Raw genomic sequence first — 20,828 nt, 5'->3', positions numbered from 1 at the left:
CCATGCCGTCACGGCGGCGTCAACCTACGCCTTGTAGACCACCTGGCGCACGTCGATGTAGCTGGCGCGGAATCCGGCCTCGCAATAATGCAGGTAGAACTCCCAGAGCTTCTTGAAACGGTCGTCGAAGCCGAGCGGGACGATCTTCTCCCATGAGGCCCAGAACCGGAGGCGCCATTCGGCGAGCGTGCGCGCGTAGTCGTCCGGAAAGATGCGCTCGCGCAGATGGGCAAGACCGTGATCTTTGCCAAGTGACTTCAGGATCGATGGGCTCGGCAGCATGCCACCTGGGAACACGTAGCGCTGGATGAAATCTGGTCTTGCGCGATAGGTATCGTAGGAAGCTTCGTTGATGGTGATGATCTGCAGCCCTGCCGTGCCGCCGGGCTTCAGGCATGCCTTCATCTTGCTGAAGAACACTGGCCAGTATTTCTCGCCGACGGCCTCGAACATCTCGATCGAGGCAATGCGGTCATAGGTGCCGGTTTCGTCGCGATAGTCCTGCAGCTTGATGTCGACCTTATTGGCAAGCCCGGCCGTGGCGATGCGCGCCGTGGCGAAGTCGTGCTGCTCGCGGCTGATCGTCAGCCCGGTCACCCGACAACCGATCTCGCGCGCCGCGAATTCGGCGAAGCCACCCCAACCGCAGCCGATTTCCAGCACGTGGTCCTTCGGGCCGATGCCTATGTCCTTCGCCAGCGCGCGATATTTAGCGGCCTGGGCGCCTTCGAGGTCGTTGGCACCGGTCGTGTAGAGTGCTGAGGAATAGGTCATGCTCGGATCGAGCCATTGCTTATAGAAGGCGTTGCCAAGGTCGTAATGCGCCGAGATGTTGCGCGCCGAGCCGGTGCGTGTGTTCTGGTTGAACCAGTGGCGAATGCGCTGGACGGTGTTGATCAGCCAGTTGGCGCCACCCGCGATACGCTCGCCGATGGCCGAATTGATCACGAACAGCTCCAGGAAACTGGTCACATCGGGGCTATCCCAATCACCATCCATGTAGGATTCGGCCACGCCGATCGTGCCGCCGGAAAAGGCGCGGCCGGGCAGTCGCCAATTCTTGAGCACCAGTTCGGCGTCCGGGCCGGGTCCCTTGCCGCCGACGAGGACGGCGCGACCGTCGGGCATTCTGACCTTCAGCGAACCGCGCGGCAGGTTCATCGCCGCCGACAGCACCATGCGCGCCTTGGCCGGTAGACCCTTGACGATCTCGGCGAAATTGAATTCGTCGAGCCTGACCGCGTCGCTCAACGCAATGCCACGATGTTCTTTGTGTGCCATCTCACGCGTCCCTGACCTCCGTGGTATCGGCGCAAATTGCCGAGCACCGATTCTCGCGGTTCATTCGCCAGGTTCGAACGCTGTTGCCTGATCCCGGTAGCTGACCGGTGCCGCGATCGGCGGTTTCGAACGAAAGCGCGCGCCCTTTTTTCGCCTGAGCTTCAGCGCTTCCCAGTGAACCCCTGCGGCAATCTTCCACGTCATGAGGGAGAACTTCAAGAGGCAGGCTGCAAGCCGGGCTGTGCCAAGTGATTGGCTCTCGTCGGCGGTGTATCTGACTTTTTGCGCAGCAAACGCCGAACGCGCCAAAAACACTATGGCTGCGGCATGACCTATGCGATAGATTTAGCCATGCGTTATGTAGCCGTCATTGCCGCCGTCGCGTTTTTCCTGATCTGGGATGGCATATACAATCAGGGCCGGTATCTCGACTCCACGGTGAGGGGTGCCACGCACGTCGTGCGGTCCGTCACCAGCAATATCTAGCGTCCATGCGAATCACCGGCAGCCGCGACATCCTTGTCGATTGACGCCACCGTCATGCCGTCACAAAAGACCTCCGGCATTTAGATCGAGGAGGCGGCGTTGATCCGGCATATCGTTTTCTTCAGCGCGCGGCGCAAGGAGGATGTGGAGGCGGTGCGCGCGGGCCTGCTGGCGCTCGGCGACATTCCTCATTCCAGCCTCTTCGAAGTGACGCTGAACACCAAGGTGGATCCACTGTCGGATGAGGTCGATGTGGTCGTTTATGCGGAATTCGCCGATGCCGCCGCGCTCGCAGCCTACAAGGCGCACCCGCTCTATGCGCGGACCACCAGCAAGGTCAAACCAATGCGAGAACTTCGTTATTCGGCCGATGTCATCGCGGGGAGCTGATCGAGACTACGCTCCAGCCGCGATTGCGATCAAGCCTTGAACCGCCTTGCAGAATGATGCACGTCGCGCCTGCATGACCCGAAACACAGCTGCCGGCACCCATCCGCTCGATCACCTGGTGCTGCCCACGCAGAACCTCGATGTGGCGCGTGCCCGGCTTACCGCGCTCGGCTTCGTTGTTGCTCCGACCGGGATACATCCCTTCGGGACCGAAAACTGTTGTGTGTTCCTCGCCGACGGCACCTATCTCGAACCGCTCGCAATCGGCGATGGACAAGTGGCGACGACAGCCATTGCCGATGGCAATGTGTTCGTCGCGCGCGACCGGCTCTATCGCAACAACCATGGCGGCGAGGGATTTTCCGCCGTGGTCCTTGGGACCGGCAACGCGGATGAAGACCATGCGCGCTACCTCGCGGCCGGCATCTCGGCGGGAGACATGCTGAGCTTTTCGCGCGCCTTCATGGACTCGGCTGGGAAAAGCGACATCGCATCGTTCAAGCTCGCCTTTGCGGCGGGAGCCAAGGCCGCGGACGCCTTCGTGTTTGCCTGCGAGCGGGTCAACGCGCCGAAGGTGGACCGCGCGGCTTTGCAGGCGCACGCCAACGGCGCCACTGGAATTGTCGAGATCGTGGCGGTCAGCGATCAACCTGCCGAACAGCATGGATTGATTTCCGTGGCGGTGGGCGATCCGACCGCCGATGGCCAGGGCGGCACATTTCACTTGCCGAATGCAAGTTTGAGCGTGCTCGACCCAGCATCTTTCACCGCGCGTTACGGCCTGCCTGCCGGCCGGCCGACGAACCTTCGCTTCGCCGCGGTCGTCTTTTCGGTCCGGAGCGCCGATGTGACATCGAGGCTGCTTGCAGCCAATTCCATCCAACACGATATAGCCGGCCATGATATCGTCGTGCAGCCTGCACCCGGACAGGGCGCGGCCTTCATCTTCCGGGAGATCCCATGAGCAAACCCCTGGCGCCCAATTCCTCGGTAACCGTCGGCAATGTCGTCTTCGACAACAAGGCAGCTCTGTCGCTGATCGCGGGTCCATGCCAATTTGAATCGCGCCAGCATGCCTTCGACATGGCCGGCGCGCTGAAGGAGCTGACAGGCAAGCTCGGCATAGGCCTCGTCTACAAGACCAGCTACGACAAGGCCAACCGCACCTCGCTGTCGGCGACGCGGGGTGCCGGCATGGATGCAGCCCTTCCCGTCTTCGACGAACTGCGCAATGAATTTTCGCTTCCCGTGCTGACCGATGTCCACACAGAGGAGCAGTGCGCCATCGTCGCGCCGCATGTCGACGTCCTGCAAATTCCGGCTTTCCTGTCACGCCAGACCGACATGCTGGTCGCCGCCGCCAGGACCGGCAAGGTCATCAACGTGAAGAAGGGACAGTTCCTAGCCCCTTGGGACATGAAGAACGTCGTCGCCAAGATCACCGGTTCCGGCAACGCCAATGTGCTGACCACCGAGCGCGGCGCCTCCTTCGGCTACAACACGCTGGTGTCCGACATGCGCGCTTTGCCAGTCATGGCCGAGATCGGCGCGCCGGTGATCTTCGACGCCACGCATTCGGTGCAGCAGCCTGGCGGGCAGGGTGGTTCCTCGGGCGGCGAGCGCCGCTTTGTCGAGACTCTTGCCCGTGCCGCCGTCGCTGTCGGCGTCGCCGGCGTTTTCATCGAAACCCACCAGGATCCTGACAATTCGACCTCTTCCGACGGTCCGAACATGCTGCCACTGAAGGACATGCCGGCCCTGCTCGAACGGCTGATGGCATTCGATCGCATCGCCAAGGATCACTAAGCCAGTCGCATCCCCTGCCGACTGCCGGCGCTTGTGGAAGGCATGGGCCGGCTGTACGCTTTGCCTGGCAAATGAGCGCTTTGGCAGGAGGAAGCCATGTCCGTCGCCCGCGTCACCGAAATCACGTCGTCGTCGAAGAAGAGCTTTCAAGACGCCATCGAACAGGGGATTGCGCGAGCATCGAAAACCCTGAAGAACGTCGAAGGTGCTTGGATCCAGGATCAGAAGATCGTCGTCCAGGACGGCAAGATCGCCGCCTATCGCGTTAATATGAAGGTCACTTTCATCCTCGCGGAGTGACCGGCGGCCGCCGAAAAAGTCGGGAACCTTCGGCCGCAGCCCTCATTGTCCAAGCAGAGTTCAACGACAATGAGGAGCAAGACCATGACAACCCAGACTGGCCACACCGAAGCTATCGCGGCTTCGCGAGTCATCGGCACGTCGGTCTACAACACCGAAGGCAAAAGCATCGGCACCATCCAGGACGTCATGCTCGACAAGATGTCGAACGGCATCATGTTCGCGGTGATCGGTATTGGCGGCTTCCTCGGCATCGGCGAGAAGTATCACGCGATACCGTGGGCGAGCCTCGACTATGACGAGGACAAGGGCGGCTATGTCGTACCGTTCTCCAAGGAGCAGTTGAAGGCCGCACCTGCCTATTCGATCAATGAACTGGCCGGCGCGGATGGCGAGATCGCTCGCGACGCATCCTACGACTACTACAAGGTCACGCCCTACTGGCATTGACGGCTCAAACAAAATGGCCCCGTCTCGACGGGGCCATTTTGTTTGATGCGGCAGCTATTTGCTGATCTGCAAGGGGGCCATCGCCTTGGGCGGCGACTGCTGGTTGTCGCACGACGTCAGGAACGCAGCCGCGATCAGGAACAGACACACGATACCACTCAACTGAGACATGGCGAAACTCCTCCTGTTTCGCCCCGCGCACCCGCACCATAGCCGGAAGCGGCCCTGCCGCACATGACTTATGATGACAGCGATTTGCGCTTCGTGAATCGTGGTGCATGTCGCCCAAAAATTGCGCGCCGGCCGATTGCCTTTTGCAGCACTTTGGCTAAGACGGGCGCGACGCTTCTTCAGATCAATCGAGGACATTGCAATGACCGCCATCGTCGACATTGTCGGGCGTGAAATCCTGGACAGCCGTGGAAATCCGACCGTCGAGGTCGATGTCATTCTCGAAGACGGCTCGATGGGCCGCGCGGCGGTGCCATCGGGCGCTTCGACCGGCGCTCACGAGGCCGTCGAACTGCGTGACGGCGGCGCCCGCTATCTCGGCAAGGGCGTGCTCAAGGCCGTTGAAGCGGTGAACGGCGAGCTGTTCGAGGCGATCGGCGGCATGGAAGCCGAAAACCAGATCCATATCGACCAGACCATGATCGAGCTTGACGGCACGCCCAACAAGAGCCGCCTCGGCGCCAATGCCATTCTCGGCGTGTCGCTGGCGGTGGCCAAGGCAGCGGCCGAAGCCGCTGGCCTGCCGCTCTACCGCTATGTCGGCGGCACCAAGGCGCATGTCCTGCCGGTGCCGATGATGAACATCATCAATGGTGGCGCCCATGCCGACAATCCGATCGACTTTCAGGAATTCATGATCCTGCCGATCGGCGCGCCGACGCTGCGCGAAGGTGTTCGCTGGGGATCGGAGATATTCCACACGCTGCGCAAGAAGCTGAAGGACGCCGGTCACAACACCAATGTCGGCGACGAGGGCGGCTTTGCCCCGAACCTGAAGAGTGCGCCAGTGGCGCTCGATTTCATCATGGAATCGATCGAGCAGGCCGGCTTCAAGCCAGGCGAAGAGATTGCGCTCGGTCTCGATTGCGCCGCAACCGAGTTCTTCAAGGACAGCAATTATGTCTATGAAGGCGAGAAGAAGACGCGGGATCCCAAGGCCCAGGCCAAATACCTGGCCAAGCTCGCCGCCGACTATCCGATCATCTCGATCGAGGATGGCCTGGCCGAGGACGACTGGGAAGGCTGGAAGTACCTCACCGACCTGATCGGCAAGAAGACCCAGTTGGTCGGCGACGATTTGTTCGTCACCAACACCGCACGGCTGCGCGACGGCATCCGCATGGGTGTTGCCAATTCGATCCTGGTCAAGGTCAATCAGATCGGCTCGCTGACGGAAACGCTCGACGCCGTCGAGACCGCGCATAAGGCCGGCTACACCGCCGTCATGTCGCACCGTTCGGGCGAAACCGAGGATTCGACCATCGCCGATCTCGCCGTCGCCACCAATTGCGGACAGATCAAGACCGGCTCGCTGTCGCGCTCGGACCGCATGGCCAAATACAACCAGCTGATCCGCATCGAGGAACAGCTTGGCAAGCAGGCAAGCTATGCCGGCAAGTCGGTAGTCAAGGGCTGATCCCGAACACCTGGAATCCCTGTATATTGGATGAAAGGGCGGGGCATTCCTGCCCTTTTTCATTTCGGCGGGCGCTAAGCCCGTCATTCGTAACCGTCCGTTAAGCACAATCGGGCGAAAAGATCCTGAGCCGCCTGAGTTCGCGGCTGCGAGGATTCGAGCGATGTGGACGCGTCAGCATAAGCAGAGAAACACCGGCCGGCTGATCATCCCCTCGCTCTGCGCGGCGTTCCTGGCCTATTTCGGCTTTCATGCCTATCATGGCGAATTCGGCATCAACTCGAAATACCAGCTGGAAGCCCAAACGGTTGCGCTGCAAAGCCAGCTCGATGCGATCAAAGCGCGTCGGATGGAACTCGAGCGGCGTGTTCGGCTCATGCATGAAGGCACGCTTGAGAAGGACATGCTCGACGAGCAGGCTCGCAAGGCGCTCAATTTGTCCCAGGCTGATGAAATCACCATCATGTTGCCGGCCTCAGGGAAATAACCTATATTTAGTTAATCGCCAATATTTTCAATGATTTTAATCGCTTAGGTGCATGCCAGCTATGCAATTTCGGCATGGCGCAACGCTCTGACGCGTGTTAGCCTCCCGCAAATCGGTGGGGAGGAGCTGATCTCCCCGGGGCAGATTTCATCTTGCTCAAATGTCCACAAAGAGACGCCAACAGGGAGTGATGCATGGCTACCGCCGCCAGAAAAGCGCCTGCCAAATCCAAATCCGACGGTAAATCGGGGCTTTCGGCTCCCAAGCCTGCCGAATTCAGCAAAGACGAAGAGCTTGCCGCCTACCGGCACATGCTGCTCATCCGCCGTTTCGAGGAAAAGGCCGGCCAGCTCTACGGGATGGGCTTCATTGGCGGCTTCTGCCACCTCTACATCGGCCAGGAAGCGGTCGTGACCGGCATGAAGATGGCGCTTATCGACGGCGATCAGATGATTACCGCCTATCGCGACCATGGTCACATGCTGGCCATGGAACTGTCGCCACGCGGCGTCATGGCCGAGCTGACCGGACGTCGCGGCGGCCTGTCACGGGGCAAGGGCGGCTCCATGCATATGTTCTCCAAGGAAAAGCATTTTTACGGTGGCCACGGCATCGTCGGCGCGCAGGTGTCGCTCGGCACCGGGCTGGCCTTCGCCAACCGCTACCGCGACAACAATAATGTCTCGCTGACCTATTTCGGCGACGGTGCGGCCAATCAGGGCCAGGTCTATGAAAGCTTCAACATGGCCTCGCTGTGGAAGCTGCCGGTGATCTACATCATCGAGAACAACCGCTACGCCATGGGCACCTCGGTTTCGCGCTCCTCGGCGGAAACCAATTTTTCGCATCGCGGCGCGTCCTTCAAGATTCCCGGCATCCAGGTCGACGGCATGGATGTGCGCGCCGTGAAGGCCGCGGGCGATCAGGCGACGGAATGGTGTCGCGCCGGCAACGGGCCGATCATTCTCGAAATGCAGACCTACCGCTACCGCGGTCACTCAATGTCCGACCCGGCGAAATACCGCTCCAAGGAAGAAGTGCAGAAGATGCGCTCGGACCATGACCCAATCGAGCAGGTCAAGGCGCGGTTGACCGAGAAGAAGTGGGCGACCGAGGATGAGCTGAAGGCCATCGACAAGGAGGTTCGCGACGTCGTTGCGGATGCCGCCGAATTTGCCCAGCACGACGCGGAGCCGGATCCGTCCGAGCTCTGGACCGACATCGTATTGTAACGGGAGGGCAAGGACATGCCGATCGAAATTCTCATGCCCGCTCTCTCGCCGACCATGGAAGAGGGCAATCTTTCCAAGTGGTTGAAGAACGAGGGCGACAAGGTCGTCGCCGGCGACGTCATCGCCGAGATCGAGACCGACAAGGCGACGATGGAAGTCGAAGCCGTCGACGAAGGCACGCTGGGCAAGATCCTGATTGCCGCCGGCACCGAAGGCGTCAAGGTCAACACCCCGATCGCAGTGCTGCTGCAGGATGGCGAAAGCGCCGGAGATATCGGCAAGTCCGCGGCTCCCGCCAAGGCGGAAGCGCCTGATAAAGCCGAGGCTCCAGTCGCCAAGGACAAGGCGGAGGCCGCAAAGCCCGCCGCCGCACCGGTCGCTGCCGCTCCGAAGACCGAGATCGCCGCCGATCCGGATATTCCCGCCGGCACGGAAATGGTCTCCACCACGGTGCGCGAAGCACTGCGCGATGCGATGGCCGAGGAAATGCGCCGCGACGCCGATGTTTTTGTCATGGGCGAGGAGGTCGCCGAGTACCAAGGCGCCTACAAGATCACGCAAGGCCTGCTGCAGGAATTCGGACCACGCCGTGTCGTCGATACGCCGATCACCGAGCACGGCTTTGCCGGCGTCGGCGTCGGTGCGGCGATGGCCGGCCTGAAGCCGATCGTCGAGTTCATGACCTTCAACTTCGCCATGCAGGCGATCGACCAGATCATCAACTCCGCCGCCAAGACGCTCTATATGTCGGGCGGCCAGATGGGCGCGCCGATCGTGTTCCGTGGACCGAACGGCGCTGCTGCCAGGGTCGCTGCCCAGCACTCGCAGTGCTACGCCGCTTGGTACAGCCACATTCCGGGCCTGAAAGTGGTGATGCCTTACACCGCCGCCGACGCCAAGGGCTTGCTCAAGGCGGCGATCCGCGACCCGAACCCGATTATCTTCCTCGAGAACGAAATCCTCTACGGCCAGTCCTTCGACGTCCCGAAGCTGGATGATTTCGTGTTGCCGATCGGCAAGGCGCGCATCCACAAGACTGGTAAGGACGTCACTATCGTCTCCTTCGGCATCGGCATGACCTATGCGTTGAAGGCCGAGGCCGAACTTCGCGGCCTGGGCATCGACGTCGAGATCATTGATCTCAGGACCATCCGGCCGCTCGACCTCGACACCATCATCGCTTCGGTCAAGAAGACCAACCGGTTGGTCGTGGTGGAGGAAGGCTACCCGCAGAGTTCGGTCGGCGACCATATCGCCAACCAGGTGTCGCAGCGCGCCTTCGACTTCCTCGACGCTCCGGTGATCACCGTTGCCGGCAAGGATGTGCCGATGCCCTATGCGGCCAACCTCGAAAAGCTGGCTTTGCCCAATATCGGCGAGGTCATCGAGGCGGTCAAAGCCGTCACGTATCGCTGAATCGGGCGGGAGGACGAAATGCCAATCAACATCACCATGCCGGCCCTGTCGCCCACGATGGAAGAGGGCAATCTCTCCAAATGGCTCGTCAAGGAAGGTGACAAGGTTTCGCCGGGCGATGTCATAGCCGAGATCGAGACCGACAAGGCGACGATGGAAGTCGAGGCCGTCGATGAAGGCACCGTTGCCAAGCTCGTCGTTCCCGCGGGCACCGAAGGCGTGAAAGTCAATGCGCTGATTGCCGTCCTCGCCGCCGAGGGCGAGGACGCAGCGGCTGCTGCGAAGAGCGGTGGAGCTGCCGAACCAGCGAAAGCCGAGGCGTCGAAAGCAGAGGCTCCCAAGGCGGAAGCACCGAAGGCCGAGACCCCAAAGGCCGAGCCTGCTGCAACCGCCCCCAAGGCAGAGTCGGCTCCGGTCGCCAACGGCCATGCAGCTGGCGATCGTACCTTCGCCTCGCCGCTCGCACGCCGCATCGCCAGGGAAGCCGGCGTCGATGTGTCTGCCGTGACGGGCACCGGTCCCCATGGCCGCGTGGTCAAGGCCGATGTCGACGCGGCGATTGCCGGTGGCGGTGCCAAGGCGCCTGCCGCCAAGGCCGCTCCCGCCGGCGCGCCGGCTGCTGCCCCTGCGGTGAAAGCAATGTCGGACGATCAGGTCCTGAAGCTGTTCGAGCAAGGCTCCTATGATCTCGTCCCGCATGACAATATGCGCAAGACCATCGCCCGGCGACTGGTCGAGGCCAAGACCACCATTCCGCATTTCTACCTGACGCTCGACTGCGAACTCGACGCGCTGCTGGCACTGCGCGCGCAGATCAATGCGGCAGCGCCGGTGAAGAAGACCGACAAGGGTGATGCTCCCGCCTACAAGCTGTCGGTCAACGACATGGTCATCAAGGCGATGGCGATGGCGCTGAAGGCGGTGCCGGATGCCAATGCGTCGTGGACGGAAAGCGCCATGGTCAAGCACAAGCATGCCGATGTCGGCGTTGCCGTGTCGATCCCCGGTGGGCTGATCACGCCGATCATTCGGCATGCGGACGAAAAGACCCTATCCACCATTTCCAACGAGATGAAGGATCTGGCCAGCCGTGCCCGCAGCCGCAAGCTGAAGCCGGAAGAGTACCAGGGCGGCACCACGGCGGTATCCAATCTCGGCATGTTCGGCATCAAGGACTTTGCCGCCGTCATCAACCCGCCGCACGCAACCATCCTGGCGGTCGGCGCCGGCGAGGAGCGGGCAGTGGTCAAGAACGGCGAGATCAAAATCGCCACCGTGATGTCGGTGACGCTATCGACCGACCATCGTGCCGTCGACGGTGCGCTGGGTGCCGAATTGCTGGTTGCCTTCAAACGGCTGATCGAGAACCCGATGGGCATGCTGGTCTAGGAAGGGAGAGGGCGGTGCGGATAGTCTTCACCGGCCTTTTCGCCTTCATGATTGGCAGTTCATGCGCTGGGGGTTGAGACGCGGTTTGATTAACGCACAGGTGAGCGCATGAAGACGGTTCTTTGCTACGGCGACTCGCTGACCTGGGGCTACAACGCCGAAGGTGGCCGCCACCCGCTTGAAGACCGCTGGCCAAGCGTGCTGCAGGCGGGGCTCGGCGATGCCGCCGAAGTCGTTGCCGAAGGCCTCAATGGCCGCACCACGGCTTTCGACGATCATCTGGCCGGTGCCGATCGCAACGGCGCCAGGCTGCTGCCAACGGTCCTGACAACGCATGCGCCGATTGATCTTATCGTCTTCATGCTCGGCGCCAACGACATGAAGCCATGGATCCATGGCAACCCGGTAGCGGCCAAGCAAGGCATCCAGCGGCTGATCGACATCGTGCGCGGCCACGACTATCCATTCGACTGGTCGGCGCCGCAGATCCTGATCGTTTCGCCGCCTGTGGTCAGCCGCACCGACAATGCCGAATTCAAGGAAATGTTTGCCGGCGGTGACGACGCTTCGACCCGGCTGGCGCCGCTCTACGCTGCCCTTGCCGATGAGGCCGGTTGCGGCTTCTTCGACGCTGGCACCGTGGCGCAAACCACCCCGCTCGACGGCGTCCACCTCGATGCAGAAAACACGCGGAACATCGGCAAGGCACTGACGCCGCTCGTGCGCGTCATGCTGGAACTGTGAATCAAGGAGAAAACCGTGGCTGAGAACTATGACGTCATCATCATCGGCTCCGGCCCCGGCGGCTATGTCACGGCGGTGCGTTCCGCCCAGCTCGGTTTCAAGACGGCGATCATCGAGCGCGAGCATCTCGGCGGCATCTGCCTAAATTGGGGCTGCATACCGACCAAGGCGCTCCTGCGCTCGGCCGAGATCATGCATTATTCGGATCATCTGAAGGATTACGGACTGAAGCTAGACGGCAAGGTCAGCGTCGACACGTCGGCCGTTGTCGACCGATCGCGGAAAGTGTCGCTGCGGCTCAATGGCGGCGTAGCCTTCCTGATGAAGAAGAACAAGGTCGACGTCATCTGGGGCGAGGCCAAGCTGTCCAAGGCTCCTTCAGGCGACAAATTGGGTGAGATCGTCGTGTCCAAGACGGCCAAGAAGCCGATGGAGCCGCAGCCGCCGATGCCGAAAGGCGTCAAGGCTGAGGGCACCTATGGCGCCAAGCACATCATCCTGGCCACCGGCGCCCGGCCACGTGCGCTGCCCGGCATCGAGCCCGACGGCAAGCTGATCTGGACCTATTTTGAGGCCATGGTGCCGAAGGAGATGCCGAAGTCGCTGCTGGTCATGGGCTCCGGCGCCATCGGCATTGAATTCGCCTCGTTCTACCGCACCATGGGTGCCGATGTGACAGTCGTCGAACTGTTGCCTGCAGTGATGCCGGTCGAGGACGCCGAAGTCTCGAAATTCGCGCAAAAGCAGTTCGAGAAGCAAGGCATGAAGATCATCCTAGAAGCCAAGGTGACCAAGGTCGAGAAGGGTGCCAACTCGGTCACCGCGCATGTCGAGATGAAGGACGGCAAGGTCGAGAAGATCACCGCCGACCGCATGATCTCGGCGGTTGGCGTGCAGGGCAACATCGAGAATCTTGGCCTTGAGGCGCTCGGCGTGAAGACCGAGCGCGGCTGCATCGTCATCGATGGTTACGGCAACACCAATGTGCCCGGCATCTACGCCATCGGCGATGTCGCTGGCCCGCCGATGCTTGCTCACAAGGCCGAGCACGAGGGCGTGGTGTGCGTTGAAAAGATAGCCAATTTCCCTGGCGTGCATGCCACCGACAAGCTCAAGATTCCAGGCTGCACCTATTGCAATCCGCAGGTCGCCTCCGTCGGCCTGACGGAAGCGAAGGCCAAGGCAGAGGGCAAGGACATCCGGGTTGGGCGCTTTCAGTTCGCCGCCAATGGCAAGGCCATCGCGCTCGGCGAGGACCAGGGGTTCATCAAGACCATCTTCGACAAGAAGACCGGTCAGTTGCTTGGTGCGCATATGGTCGGCGCCGAAGTGACCGAGCTGATCCAGGGCTTTGTCGTGGCGATGAACCTCGAAACGACCGAAGAAGAGTTGATGCACACCATCTTCCCCCACCCGACGCTGTCGGAAATGATGAAGGAAAGCGTGCTCGACGCCTATGGTCGCGTGCTGAACGCATGATAGATTGGCTGCACGAGACTCAATCGCTCAAGCTGCGGGATCTCGACGGCAAAGCAGTTCGTTTCCGGATGCATTTTCACTCGTGCAAGGAGAGGACATATGGACGTGAATGGCGTGGGCTGGATCGCAGCCATCATCATCGGCGGACTGGCGGGTTGGTTTGCCGAGATGGTCATGAAGAGCAACACCGGCATCTTCATGAACATTATTTTGGGTATCGTCGGCGCGATCGTACTGAACGCCATTCTGCAGGCACTCAATCTCGGTCCGTTCGGCGTCGGCTGGACTGCCTATCTGATCACCGGCTTTATCGGTGCCTGCCTGCTGATCTGGGCAGGGCGCCTGGTGCGCCGTTAACACCGCTGAACATCTGCTATGCGAAAAAGGCTGTTGCGGCATGCACCGCCGCGGCCTTTTTCTTTGCGTTGAAAAGTCTTAGATGACGTCATGACAGCGAGCGCCCGACAGGCGATCGCGAACGAACCAGGTTTCCCGATGGTCACTGTCCTCGATACGATTGCCAATGCTCCGCGCCCGCGGCATCCGGAAAAGGCGCACAAGCCGGACCAGGACGTGTTGCGCAAGCCGGACTGGATCCGCGTCAAGGCGCCGATGTCGAAGGGCTATGCCGAAACGCGCGAAATCGTGAAGTCGAACAAGCTGGTGACAGTCTGCGAAGAAGCCGGCTGCCCCAACATCGGCGAGTGCTGGGAGAAGAAGCACGCCACCTTCATGATCATGGGCGAGATTTGCACGCGCGCCTGTGCCTTCTGCAACGTCGCCACCGGAATTCCGACAGCACTCGATCCCGATGAGCCGGCTCGCGTCGCGCACGCCGTCAAGCAGATGGGGCTGACGCATGTCGTCATCACCTCAGTCGACCGTGACGATCTCGCCGATGGCGGTGCGCAGCATTTCGCTGACGTCATCCGCGCCATCAGGGCCGCGACGCCCTCGACGACGATCGAAATCCTGACGCCCGACTTCCTGCGCAAGGATGGCGCGCTGGAGATCGTCGTGGCGGCCAAGCCCGACGTCTTCAACCACAATCTCGAAACCGTGCCGTCGAACTACCTGACGGTTCGTCCGGGGGCCCGCTACTTCCATTCGATCAGGCTGTTGCAGCGGGTCAAGGAACTCGACCCGTCGATCTTCACCAAGTCCGGCATCATGGTGGGTCTCGGCGAGGAGCGGAACGAAATCCTGCAACTGATGGACGATCTGCGTTCGGCCAATGTCGACTTCATGACCATTGGCCAGTATCTGCAGCCGTCGAAGAAGCATCATCCGGTGATCCGCTTCGTCACGCCGGAGGAGTTCAAATCCTTCGAGACGATCGGTCGGACCAAGGGTTTCCTGCTGGTGGCGTCAAGCCCGCTGACGCGCTCGTCGCATCATGCCGGCGACGATTTCGCCCGGCTGCGCGCCGCACGGGAAGCGGCTCTCAGGAAATCGCTTTAGTGCATGTCGCCCAAAGTGACCTCGTTTTGGGAGAACGACATGCACATGCATAAGAACAAAGTATCTAAAGCGCGTCGCATGAATCTGCGTCGCCGCGACACGCTTTAGAGCCGGTTTTCATGCCGAAGTTTGAAGCCACCCGCCGCGTATCCCACACGCCGGACCAGATGTTCGCGCTGGTCGCCGACGTAGAATCCTATCCGCAATTCCTGCCGCTTTGCGAGGCGCTGACCGTTCGCTCGCGCAAGGAGCGTGACGGGCGCACGGTTCTCCTCGCCGACATGACCATCGGCTACAAGGCGATCCGCGAAACCTTCACGACACAGGTGCTGTTGAAGCCCGACGAGAACACCATCGACGTGAAATACATCGATGGCCCGTTCAAATATCTGAGCAATGTCTGGCGTTTCGAGCCCGACGGCGGCGCCGGCTGCACGGTCCGCTTCTTCATCGACTACGAGTTCAAGAGCCGCATTCTGGGCGCCGTGATGGGAACCATGTTCGACCGTGCTTTCCGCATGTTCGCCGAGGCTTTCGAGAAGCGTGCCGACGTCATCTATGGTGCAGCGCCCTCGGCCTAACCAAGCGCGCGCAGACCCAGACCCAACGCGTGCCGGACCGTTTCGCGGCGGATGAAATCGCGACCTTTGTCGGCAAATATCTTGCGTTCGACGGTCACGGCCTGACCGCCCAGCCCGACACAGAACCAGACCAGGCCGACCGGTTTTTCCGTGGAACCGCCGCCGGGCCCGGCAATGCCGGTGACCGCCAGAGTAAGCCCGGCGCGCGAACGGTCTAGCGCGCCTTTCGCCATTTCAATCGCCGTCTCGCGCGAAACCGCGCCGTACGTCTCAAGCGTGGTGGCGGAGACGCCGAGCATGTCCATCTTGGCTTCGTTGGAATAGGTGATGAAGCCGCGCTCGACCACGGCCGAGGAGCCGGCGATGTCGGTCAACGCGGCGATGATCATGCCCCCGGTACAGCTTTCCGCCGTCGCCAGCATGATGCCGCGCTTCTGGCAGGCTTGCAGCAAGGCACTTGCCAGCTCGCTCCTGCTCATTCCGGCACCTCGCCGGGAAACACCACGCTGGCGGTTGCGATCGCCGCTATGCCTTCCTCGCGCCCGATAAAGCCGAGCCTCTCGTTGGTTGTCGCCTTGATCGAGATGCGGTCCAGGGAAATTGCCAGCATCTGCGACAGGGCTGCGGTCATCGCATCACGATGCGGGCTGACACGCGGCGCCTCGCAGATCAGCGTGATATCGGCATTGGCGATGCGTCCGCCGCGCTCGCGCACCAGCCTTGCCGCGTACTCGACGAATATCCGGGACGCAGCGCCTTTCCACTGCGGGTCGGACGGCGGAAAATGCGTGCCGATGTCGCCGGCGCCGCAGGTCGCCAGCAGCGCATCGGTCAACGCGTGCAGGCCGACATCGGCGTCGGAATGGCCGGACAGTTTCTTGTCGTGCGCAATGGCGACGCCGCACAGAGTGACATGGTCGCCGGGTTCGAACGCATGCACGTCGTAACCATTGCCGGTACGGATGTCGGGAAAGCGCACGCGTTCGCCGGAGAGCCGCTGGTCCGCCATTGCAATATCCCTTGCCCAGGTGAGTTTGATATTATCAGGGGAGCCTGGAACGATGTTGACCGGAATATTCGCCCATTCGGCGATCGCGGAGTCGTCGGTGAAATCCATTTTTCGCAGATGATGGGCTTTCTCGTGCGCGGCAAGAATCGGCCAGAATGGAAAGCCCTGTGGCGTTTGCGCCGTGTGAAGTCCGCTGCGGGAAACGGTTTCGCCAACCACGCCAGAGGCCGACTCACGCTTCAGCGTGTCGGCAACGGGCAGGGCAGGCAACGCCCCCTCGCGCTCGCCAATGGCAGCGATCGTGCGATCGATCAGGTCCGCGTCGACGAATGGACGGACGGCATCGTGGATCAGGACCCGCCCCGGCGCGTGGCTTCTCAGCGCAAGCAGTCCCAGCCGGACCGATGCCTGCCTTGTCGCCCCGCCCATGACGAGGATGACCCGTTCGGCGTTGGCACCCGCCGCCTCCCGGAACAGCTCGTGGTCGTCGGCATGGATGGCGACGACGACCTCGCTGGTTCGCGGGTGGGACAGAAAAATTTCCAGCGTGTGTGCGATGACGGCATAGCCGCCAATGTGTTGATATTGCTTCGGCCCATTGGCCTGTCCGGCGCGCGCGCCGCGGCCAGCCGCAACGATCACCACGGCGACCTTGCCATCCTCACTTGAAACGCGATTTTCACTTGCGTCAGTCATGCCGACTGGTCCTAGCGCACGATCCCGAAAAGTGTAATCGGTTTTAGGAAAGATCGTGCGCTAAGTATGAAATTCCCAAGCGTGCCATTGCCCGTGCTGAGGGACGAACGGCGCCTTGGTCGCCAGCCAAAGCCGAAGCCCGGCATTTTCCCAATTGCGCCTTAATGTGGCGTCATTCCGCGTTGCACTTTGCTGCAGTTCTGGCTAGAGAATGTGCAACGAATGAACATGCTTGGTTTTTGTGCATGGTTAACTTGACCAAATTGGCAACGTCGCTTGACGTTGGCGGCGTGAGAATCCGCAATCGCGTGTTTCTCGCGCCAATGTCGGGAATATCAGACGAGCCGTTCCGGCAACGCGCCCACGCGCATGGCGCCGGCCTGGTCGTGTCCGAAATGGTGGCGAGCGGCGAGCTGGCCAAGGGCAGGGCCGGTTTCAACCTGCGCATACGCCACTCCGGCCTGCCGGTCCATATGGTCCAGCTTGCCGGCCGCGAGGCGGCGCACATGGCCGAAGGTGCCAGAATCGCTGCCGGCGAGGGCGCCGACATCATCGACATCAACATGGGCTGCCCGGCCAAGAAGGTCACCGGGGGTTACGCCGGCTCGGCATTGATGCTGGATCTCGACCATGCGCTGTCGCTGATCGACGCCGTTGTCGGCGCGGTCGACGTGCCGGTGACGGTCAAGATGCGGCTCGGCTGGGACGAAGGCGCGCTCAACGCGCCGATGCTGGCGCGTCGCGCCGAACAGGCCGGCGTCAAGATGGTGACCGTACATGGCCGCACGCGCTGCCAATTCTATCAAGGCAAGGCCGATTGGCGCGCCATCGCCCGCGTCAAGGAAGCCGTGTCCATTCCTGTCGTCGCCAATGGCGATGTCTGCTCCCCGGCAGAAGCTGCCGACATTCTCGATCAATCCGGCGCTGACGCCGTCATGGTTGGGCGTGCGCACTATGGCGCGCCCTGGATCGCAGGCGGCATTGCTGCGGCCGCACGGAACGAGACTGTGCCCGGCATGCCCGACAGTCGGCAAGCCTTGGCCGCTTACATCGTCTCGCATTATGAGGACATACTGGCGCTCTATGGCATCGAAAGCGGCCTGCGCCAGGCGCGCAAGCATCTTGGATGGTATCTTGATCGTCATGCCAACGGTGTCGCTGACGACGACAGCCGAAAAGCTATTTTGACCGCATTGGAGCCCGCGCGCGTCATTGCCTTGCTGCGCGATGTGTTTTCGCGCGATCCCCAACCCCTGAACCTGCGGAGCGCCGCATGAATGCCGCCGCTGCCCAAAGCGCTGAAATGGCGGATGCCGCCCAGATCGTGCTCAACACCATCCGTCGCCCGGTGATCATGATCAGCGAGGAAGGGTTCATCACCTTCGCCAACGCCGACGCGGAAGACTTCTTTCGCTCCAGCGCAACCATGCTGGCGCGCAACACACTGTCTAAACTCATTCCATTCGGCAGCCCGCTGCTGACGCTGGTCGATCAGGTGCGCGAGCGCCGGGCTCCCGTCAACGAGTACCGGGTCGACGTGTCGTCGCCGCGCCTCGGAATCGAGAAGGTCGTCGATCTCTACGTCGCGCCGGTGTCGGAATATCCTGGCTCCGTCGTGGTGATGTTCCAGGAACGGTCGATGGCCGACAAGATCGACCGGCAGATGACGCATCGCGGCGCGGCCCGCTCGGTCACCGGCCTGGCGGCGATGCTTGCCCATGAGATCAAGAACCCGCTTTCCGGCATCCGAGGCGCTGCCCAGTTGCTCGAACTGTCGGCTTCCGACGAGGATCGCGCGCTCACGCGGCTGATCACCGACGAGACCGACCGCATCGTGTCGCTGGTCGATCGCATGGAAGTGTTTTCCGATGAGCGGCCGATCGATCGCTATCCCGTCAACATCCATGTCGTGCTCGATCATGTGAAGGCAATTGCCAAGAACGGTTTTGCCAAGAGAATCAAGATAATGGAGGATTACGATCCTTCATTGCCTCCGGTGTTTGCCAACCGTGACCAACTCATCCAGGTGTTCCTCAACCTGGTCAAGAATGCTGCTGAGGCGATCGGCAGCGATCCTCAGGGCGAGATCGTGCTGTCGACCGCCTTCCGGCCGGGCATCCGCGTTTCCGTTCCGGGCACGCAGGACCGCGTATCGCTGCCGCTGGAATTCTGCGTGCGCGACAATGGCTCCGGCGTCTCGGAAGATATTTTGCCGATCCTGTTCGACCCGTTCATCACCACCAAGCCGAACGGCTCGGGGTTGGGGCTGGCGCTGGTCGCCAAGATCGTCGGCGAGCATGGCGGCATCATCGAATGCGAATCGACGCCGCGCGGGACCACATTCCGCATCCTGATGCCAGCTTGGAAAGAAACGTCATACGGCGCCGATGAAGACGGTGAAGGAGACCGCAAATGACCGTTCGCGGCAATATTCTCGTCGCCGACGACGATGCGGCGATCCGCACCGTCCTCAACCAGGCGCTTTCACGCGTCGGTCACGAGGTGCGCGTCACCTCCAACGCCTCGACATTATGGCGCTGGGTGGCGGCTGGCGAAGGCGATCTGGTCATCACCGATGTGGTGATGCCGGACGAAAACGCGTTCGACATGTTGCCGCGCATCAAGAAGGCGCGGCCGGAACTGCCGGTTATCGTCATGAGCGCCCAGAACACCTTCATGACGGCGATCCGCGCATCCGAAACCGGCGCCTATGAATATCTGCCGAAGCCGTTCGACCTGACCGAACTGCTCAACATCGTCAACCGGGCGCTTTCCGAGCCGCGGCGGCCGAAGATCGATGCGCGGCCGGAAGAACAGCCAGACGCCATGCCGCTGGTCGGCCGCTCGGCCGCCATGCAGGACATCTACCGCATGCTGGCGCGCATGATGCAGACCGACCTGACGGTGATGATTTCGGGCGAGTCCGGCACCGGCAAGGAACTGGTGGCGCGCGCGCTGCATGAATACGGCCGCCGTCGCGGCGGCCCATTCGTTGCCATCAACATGGCTGCGATCCCGCGCGATCTGATCGAATCGGAACTGTTCGGTCACGAGAAGGGAGCCTTCACCGGCGCGCAGAACCGCTCCACCGGTCGCTTCGAGCAGGCCGAGGGCGGCACGCTATTCCTCGACGAGATCGGCGACATGCCGATGGAAGCACAGACGCGCCTGCTGCGCGTCCTGCAGCAGGGCGAATACACGACGGTTGGCGGACGCACACCGATCAAGACCGACGTGCGCATCGTTGCCGCCACCAACAAGGATCTGCGCACGCTGATCAACCAGGGGCTTTTCCGCGAGGATCTCTTCTATCGCCTCAACGTCGTGCCGCTCAGGTTGCCGGCGCTGCGCGAGCGCTCCGAGGATGTGCCGGATCTTGTCCGCCACTTCTTCAAGCTCGGCGAGATGGAAGGTCTGCAGACCAAGCGCATCTCCTCGGGCGGCATCGAACTGATGAAGCGCTATCCCTGGCCGGGCAATGTGCGCGAACTGGAAAACCTCGTTCGCAGGCTCGCCGCGCTCTATTCGCAGGACGAGATTTCCGCCGAGATCATCGAGGCCGAGCTCAAGACCGGCGAACGTCCGGTGGTACCGGGGGGCGGCAACCTCATTCCCGACGACCTGTCGATCGGCCAGGCCGCCGAGCATTTCCTGCAGCGCTATTTCGCCTCCTTTGCCGGCGATTTGCCACCCGCCGGCCTCTACCAGCGCATTCTGGCCGAGGTCGAGTACCCGCTGGTCCTGGCCTCTATGACGGCCACCCGCGGCAATCAGATCAAGGCCGCCGAATTGCTGGGCTTGAACCGCAACACGCTGCGCAAGAAGATCCGCGAGCTCGGCGTCAACGTCTACAAATCGTCGCGGCAGGGCTGAGCCCATCCGAGCCCCGCTCTCTTTTCAGGGGACCGGCTCGCGAAAGATTTCCGTCTCGGTCACACTTGTTGCATAATCGCCACAATGCGTTGCATACATC

The 20,828-nt window shown here is 61.6% G+C and carries 24 protein-coding genes; 19 read left to right on the top strand and 5 right to left on the bottom strand.

The features are described 5' to 3' along the window. Positions 1-24: 24 nt before the first annotated feature. Both NKH57_RS12930 and NKH57_RS12925 read right to left on the bottom strand, forming a co-directional pair. Positions 25-1,281 carry a class I SAM-dependent methyltransferase gene (locus tag NKH57_RS12930; protein ID WP_352944625.1) on the bottom strand — a complete coding sequence of 419 codons (1,257 nt, stop codon included), beginning with the start codon at positions 1,279-1,281 and terminating at the stop codon, positions 25-27. 60 nt (positions 1,282-1,341) lie between these two features. After that, positions 1,342-1,596 carry a DUF1365 family protein gene (locus NKH57_RS12925; RefSeq protein ID WP_352944623.1) on the bottom strand — a complete coding sequence of 85 codons (255 nt, stop codon included), beginning with the start codon at positions 1,594-1,596 and terminating at the stop codon, positions 1,342-1,344. A gap of 36 nt (positions 1,597-1,632) precedes the next feature. On the opposite strand from NKH57_RS12925, the gene NKH57_RS12920 reads away from it, so the two are divergent. From NKH57_RS12920 to NKH57_RS12895, 6 genes are all read left to right on the top strand, one after another. Continuing rightward, on the top strand, positions 1,633-1,767 hold the full coding sequence (locus tag NKH57_RS12920) for a hypothetical protein (RefSeq protein WP_023757936.1): 135 nt from the start codon (positions 1,633-1,635) through the stop codon (positions 1,765-1,767). Positions 1,768-1,866: 99 nt separating this feature from the next. Further along, positions 1,867-2,157, top strand: a complete 291-nt coding sequence (locus NKH57_RS12915; RefSeq protein ID WP_023757935.1) for a Dabb family protein — start codon at positions 1,867-1,869, stop codon at positions 2,155-2,157. A 73-nt stretch (positions 2,158-2,230) separates the two neighbouring features. Further along, positions 2,231-3,121 (top strand): VOC family protein, encoded by an 891-nt coding sequence (locus NKH57_RS12910; RefSeq protein WP_352944620.1) that lies wholly within the window; start codon positions 2,231-2,233, stop codon positions 3,119-3,121. Beyond that, entirely contained in the window at positions 3,118-3,963 is an 846-nt protein-coding gene (kdsA, locus tag NKH57_RS12905; protein WP_352944618.1) for a 3-deoxy-8-phosphooctulonate synthase, read from the top strand. The genes NKH57_RS12910 and kdsA overlap by 4 nt, the downstream gene beginning before the upstream one ends. A 96-nt stretch (positions 3,964-4,059) precedes the next feature. Then, positions 4,060-4,263, top strand: coding sequence for a dodecin family protein (locus tag NKH57_RS12900; protein ID WP_352486701.1), 204 nt, complete (start codon positions 4,060-4,062; stop codon positions 4,261-4,263). 84 nt (positions 4,264-4,347) lie between these two features. Continuing rightward, entirely contained in the window at positions 4,348-4,713 is a 366-nt protein-coding gene (locus tag NKH57_RS12895; protein ID WP_352944616.1) for a PRC-barrel domain-containing protein, read from the top strand. 54 nt (positions 4,714-4,767) lie between these two features. On the opposite strand, the gene NKH57_RS12890 is transcribed toward NKH57_RS12895, so the two are convergent. Continuing rightward, positions 4,768-5,097 (bottom strand): hypothetical protein, encoded by a 330-nt coding sequence (locus tag NKH57_RS12890; RefSeq protein ID WP_198032190.1) that lies wholly within the window; start codon positions 5,095-5,097, stop codon positions 4,768-4,770. Here NKH57_RS12890 and eno point away from each other — a divergent pair. From eno to NKH57_RS12840, 10 genes are all read left to right on the top strand, one after another. Further along, positions 5,087-6,361: a phosphopyruvate hydratase gene (gene eno / locus NKH57_RS12885; RefSeq protein WP_023757929.1), complete on the top strand. Its 1,275-nt coding sequence runs from the start codon at positions 5,087-5,089 to the stop codon at positions 6,359-6,361. The two genes, NKH57_RS12890 and eno, sit on opposite strands and share 11 nt — an antisense overlap. Positions 6,362-6,524: 163 nt before the next feature. Further along, complete coding sequence (locus tag NKH57_RS12880) at positions 6,525-6,848, top strand: FtsB family cell division protein (protein WP_023757928.1); 324 nt, start codon at positions 6,525-6,527, stop codon at positions 6,846-6,848. A gap of 194 nt (positions 6,849-7,042) precedes the next feature. Continuing rightward, a complete protein-coding gene (pdhA, locus tag NKH57_RS12875; protein WP_352836297.1) occupies positions 7,043-8,080 on the top strand; it encodes a pyruvate dehydrogenase (acetyl-transferring) E1 component subunit alpha in 1,038 nt (345 codons plus the stop codon). Between the two features lie 15 nt (positions 8,081-8,095). Next, positions 8,096-9,496: a pyruvate dehydrogenase complex E1 component subunit beta gene (locus tag NKH57_RS12870; protein ID WP_352944613.1), complete on the top strand. Its 1,401-nt coding sequence runs from the start codon at positions 8,096-8,098 to the stop codon at positions 9,494-9,496. Positions 9,497-9,514: 18 nt separating this feature from the next. After that, positions 9,515-10,885, top strand: a complete 1,371-nt coding sequence (locus tag NKH57_RS12865; protein ID WP_352944611.1) for a pyruvate dehydrogenase complex dihydrolipoamide acetyltransferase — start codon at positions 9,515-9,517, stop codon at positions 10,883-10,885. A 108-nt stretch (positions 10,886-10,993) separates the two neighbouring features. After that, a complete protein-coding gene (locus tag NKH57_RS12860) occupies positions 10,994-11,629 on the top strand; it encodes an SGNH/GDSL hydrolase family protein (RefSeq protein WP_023757925.1) in 636 nt (211 codons plus the stop codon). Between the two features lie 15 nt (positions 11,630-11,644). After that, positions 11,645-13,108 (top strand): dihydrolipoyl dehydrogenase, encoded by a 1,464-nt coding sequence (lpdA, locus tag NKH57_RS12855; RefSeq protein WP_352944609.1) that lies wholly within the window; start codon positions 11,645-11,647, stop codon positions 13,106-13,108. Positions 13,109-13,207: 99 nt separating this feature from the next. Further along, positions 13,208-13,465 (top strand): GlsB/YeaQ/YmgE family stress response membrane protein, encoded by a 258-nt coding sequence (locus NKH57_RS12850; RefSeq protein ID WP_023757923.1) that lies wholly within the window; start codon positions 13,208-13,210, stop codon positions 13,463-13,465. Between the two features lie 138 nt (positions 13,466-13,603). Beyond that, positions 13,604-14,569: a lipoyl synthase gene (lipA, locus tag NKH57_RS12845; RefSeq protein ID WP_352944664.1), complete on the top strand. Its 966-nt coding sequence runs from the start codon at positions 13,604-13,606 to the stop codon at positions 14,567-14,569. A 119-nt stretch (positions 14,570-14,688) separates the two neighbouring features. Beyond that, the gene (locus tag NKH57_RS12840) at positions 14,689-15,150 is read left to right on the top strand and encodes a type II toxin-antitoxin system RatA family toxin (protein ID WP_023757921.1); all 462 of its coding nucleotides are present in this window, start codon (positions 14,689-14,691) and stop codon (positions 15,148-15,150) included. On the opposite strand, the gene NKH57_RS12835 is transcribed toward NKH57_RS12840, so the two are convergent. Together NKH57_RS12835 and NKH57_RS12830 are read right to left on the bottom strand one after the other, a co-directional pair. Continuing rightward, positions 15,147-15,629, bottom strand: a complete 483-nt coding sequence (locus NKH57_RS12835; protein ID WP_352944606.1) for a CinA family protein — start codon at positions 15,627-15,629, stop codon at positions 15,147-15,149. The genes NKH57_RS12840 and NKH57_RS12835 overlap by 4 nt on opposite strands. Continuing rightward, entirely contained in the window at positions 15,626-16,855 is a 1,230-nt protein-coding gene (locus NKH57_RS12830) for a bifunctional 2-C-methyl-D-erythritol 4-phosphate cytidylyltransferase/2-C-methyl-D-erythritol 2,4-cyclodiphosphate synthase (RefSeq protein WP_352944604.1), read from the bottom strand. Before NKH57_RS12830 ends, NKH57_RS12835 begins: the two co-directional genes overlap by 4 nt. A 245-nt stretch (positions 16,856-17,100) precedes the next feature. Between NKH57_RS12830 and dusB the strand changes: the two genes are divergently transcribed. Genes dusB through ntrC form a run of 3 tightly spaced genes read left to right on the top strand, consistent with a single transcriptional unit; the run spans position 17,101 to position 20,728 of the window. Continuing rightward, positions 17,101-18,132 carry a tRNA dihydrouridine synthase DusB gene (gene dusB, locus NKH57_RS12825; RefSeq protein ID WP_023757918.1) on the top strand — a complete coding sequence of 344 codons (1,032 nt, stop codon included), beginning with the start codon at positions 17,101-17,103 and terminating at the stop codon, positions 18,130-18,132. Further along, positions 18,129-19,271: a two-component system sensor histidine kinase NtrB gene (locus tag NKH57_RS12820; protein WP_023757917.1), complete on the top strand. Its 1,143-nt coding sequence runs from the start codon at positions 18,129-18,131 to the stop codon at positions 19,269-19,271. Before dusB ends, NKH57_RS12820 begins: the two co-directional genes overlap by 4 nt. Continuing rightward, positions 19,268-20,728, top strand: a complete 1,461-nt coding sequence (gene ntrC / locus NKH57_RS12815; RefSeq protein WP_023757916.1) for a nitrogen regulation protein NR(I) — start codon at positions 19,268-19,270, stop codon at positions 20,726-20,728. Before NKH57_RS12820 ends, ntrC begins: the two co-directional genes overlap by 4 nt. Positions 20,729-20,828 lie beyond the last annotated feature (100 nt).

The organism is Mesorhizobium sp. M1050, from assembly GCF_040318715.1.
Taxonomy (GTDB): domain Bacteria; phylum Pseudomonadota; class Alphaproteobacteria; order Rhizobiales; family Rhizobiaceae; genus Mesorhizobium.
This window is presented reverse-complemented; position numbering and strand designations above follow the sequence as displayed.

Excerpts from the sequence above, each read along its gene's own strand:
- NKH57_RS12860 (WP_023757925.1), top strand. The coding sequence starts at position 10,994 with ATGAAGACGGTTCTTTGCTACGGCGACTCGCTGACCTGGGGCTACAAC.
- NKH57_RS12820 (WP_023757917.1), top strand. The coding sequence starts at position 18,129 with ATGAATGCCGCCGCTGCCCAAAGCGCTGAAATGGCGGATGCCGCCCAG.
- kdsA (WP_352944618.1), top strand. The coding sequence starts at position 3,118 with ATGAGCAAACCCCTGGCGCCCAATTCCTCGGTAACCGTCGGCAATGTC.
- NKH57_RS12900 (WP_352486701.1), top strand. The coding sequence starts at position 4,060 with ATGTCCGTCGCCCGCGTCACCGAAATCACGTCGTCGTCGAAGAAGAGC.
- NKH57_RS12930 (WP_352944625.1), bottom strand. The coding sequence starts at position 1,281 with ATGGCACACAAAGAACATCGTGGCATTGCGTTGAGCGACGCGGTCAGG.
- NKH57_RS12830 (WP_352944604.1), bottom strand. The coding sequence starts at position 16,855 with ATGACTGACGCAAGTGAAAATCGCGTTTCAAGTGAGGATGGCAAGGTC.
- NKH57_RS12835 (WP_352944606.1), bottom strand. The coding sequence starts at position 15,629 with ATGAGCAGGAGCGAGCTGGCAAGTGCCTTGCTGCAAGCCTGCCAGAAG.
- NKH57_RS12850 (WP_023757923.1), top strand. The coding sequence starts at position 13,208 with ATGGACGTGAATGGCGTGGGCTGGATCGCAGCCATCATCATCGGCGGA.
- NKH57_RS12865 (WP_352944611.1), top strand. The coding sequence starts at position 9,515 with ATGCCAATCAACATCACCATGCCGGCCCTGTCGCCCACGATGGAAGAG.
- NKH57_RS12880 (WP_023757928.1), top strand. The coding sequence starts at position 6,525 with ATGTGGACGCGTCAGCATAAGCAGAGAAACACCGGCCGGCTGATCATC.
- NKH57_RS12920 (WP_023757936.1), top strand. The coding sequence starts at position 1,633 with ATGCGTTATGTAGCCGTCATTGCCGCCGTCGCGTTTTTCCTGATCTGG.
- NKH57_RS12910 (WP_352944620.1), top strand. The coding sequence starts at position 2,231 with ATGACCCGAAACACAGCTGCCGGCACCCATCCGCTCGATCACCTGGTG.
- NKH57_RS12840 (WP_023757921.1), top strand. The coding sequence starts at position 14,689 with ATGCCGAAGTTTGAAGCCACCCGCCGCGTATCCCACACGCCGGACCAG.
- lipA (WP_352944664.1), top strand. The coding sequence starts at position 13,604 with ATGGTCACTGTCCTCGATACGATTGCCAATGCTCCGCGCCCGCGGCAT.
- NKH57_RS12895 (WP_352944616.1), top strand. The coding sequence starts at position 4,348 with ATGACAACCCAGACTGGCCACACCGAAGCTATCGCGGCTTCGCGAGTC.
- NKH57_RS12870 (WP_352944613.1), top strand. The coding sequence starts at position 8,096 with ATGCCGATCGAAATTCTCATGCCCGCTCTCTCGCCGACCATGGAAGAG.
- NKH57_RS12890 (WP_198032190.1), bottom strand. The coding sequence starts at position 5,097 with ATGGCGGTCATTGCAATGTCCTCGATTGATCTGAAGAAGCGTCGCGCC.
- eno (WP_023757929.1), top strand. The coding sequence starts at position 5,087 with ATGACCGCCATCGTCGACATTGTCGGGCGTGAAATCCTGGACAGCCGT.
- dusB (WP_023757918.1), top strand. The coding sequence starts at position 17,101 with ATGGTTAACTTGACCAAATTGGCAACGTCGCTTGACGTTGGCGGCGTG.
- pdhA (WP_352836297.1), top strand. The coding sequence starts at position 7,043 with ATGGCTACCGCCGCCAGAAAAGCGCCTGCCAAATCCAAATCCGACGGT.
- ntrC (WP_023757916.1), top strand. The coding sequence starts at position 19,268 with ATGACCGTTCGCGGCAATATTCTCGTCGCCGACGACGATGCGGCGATC.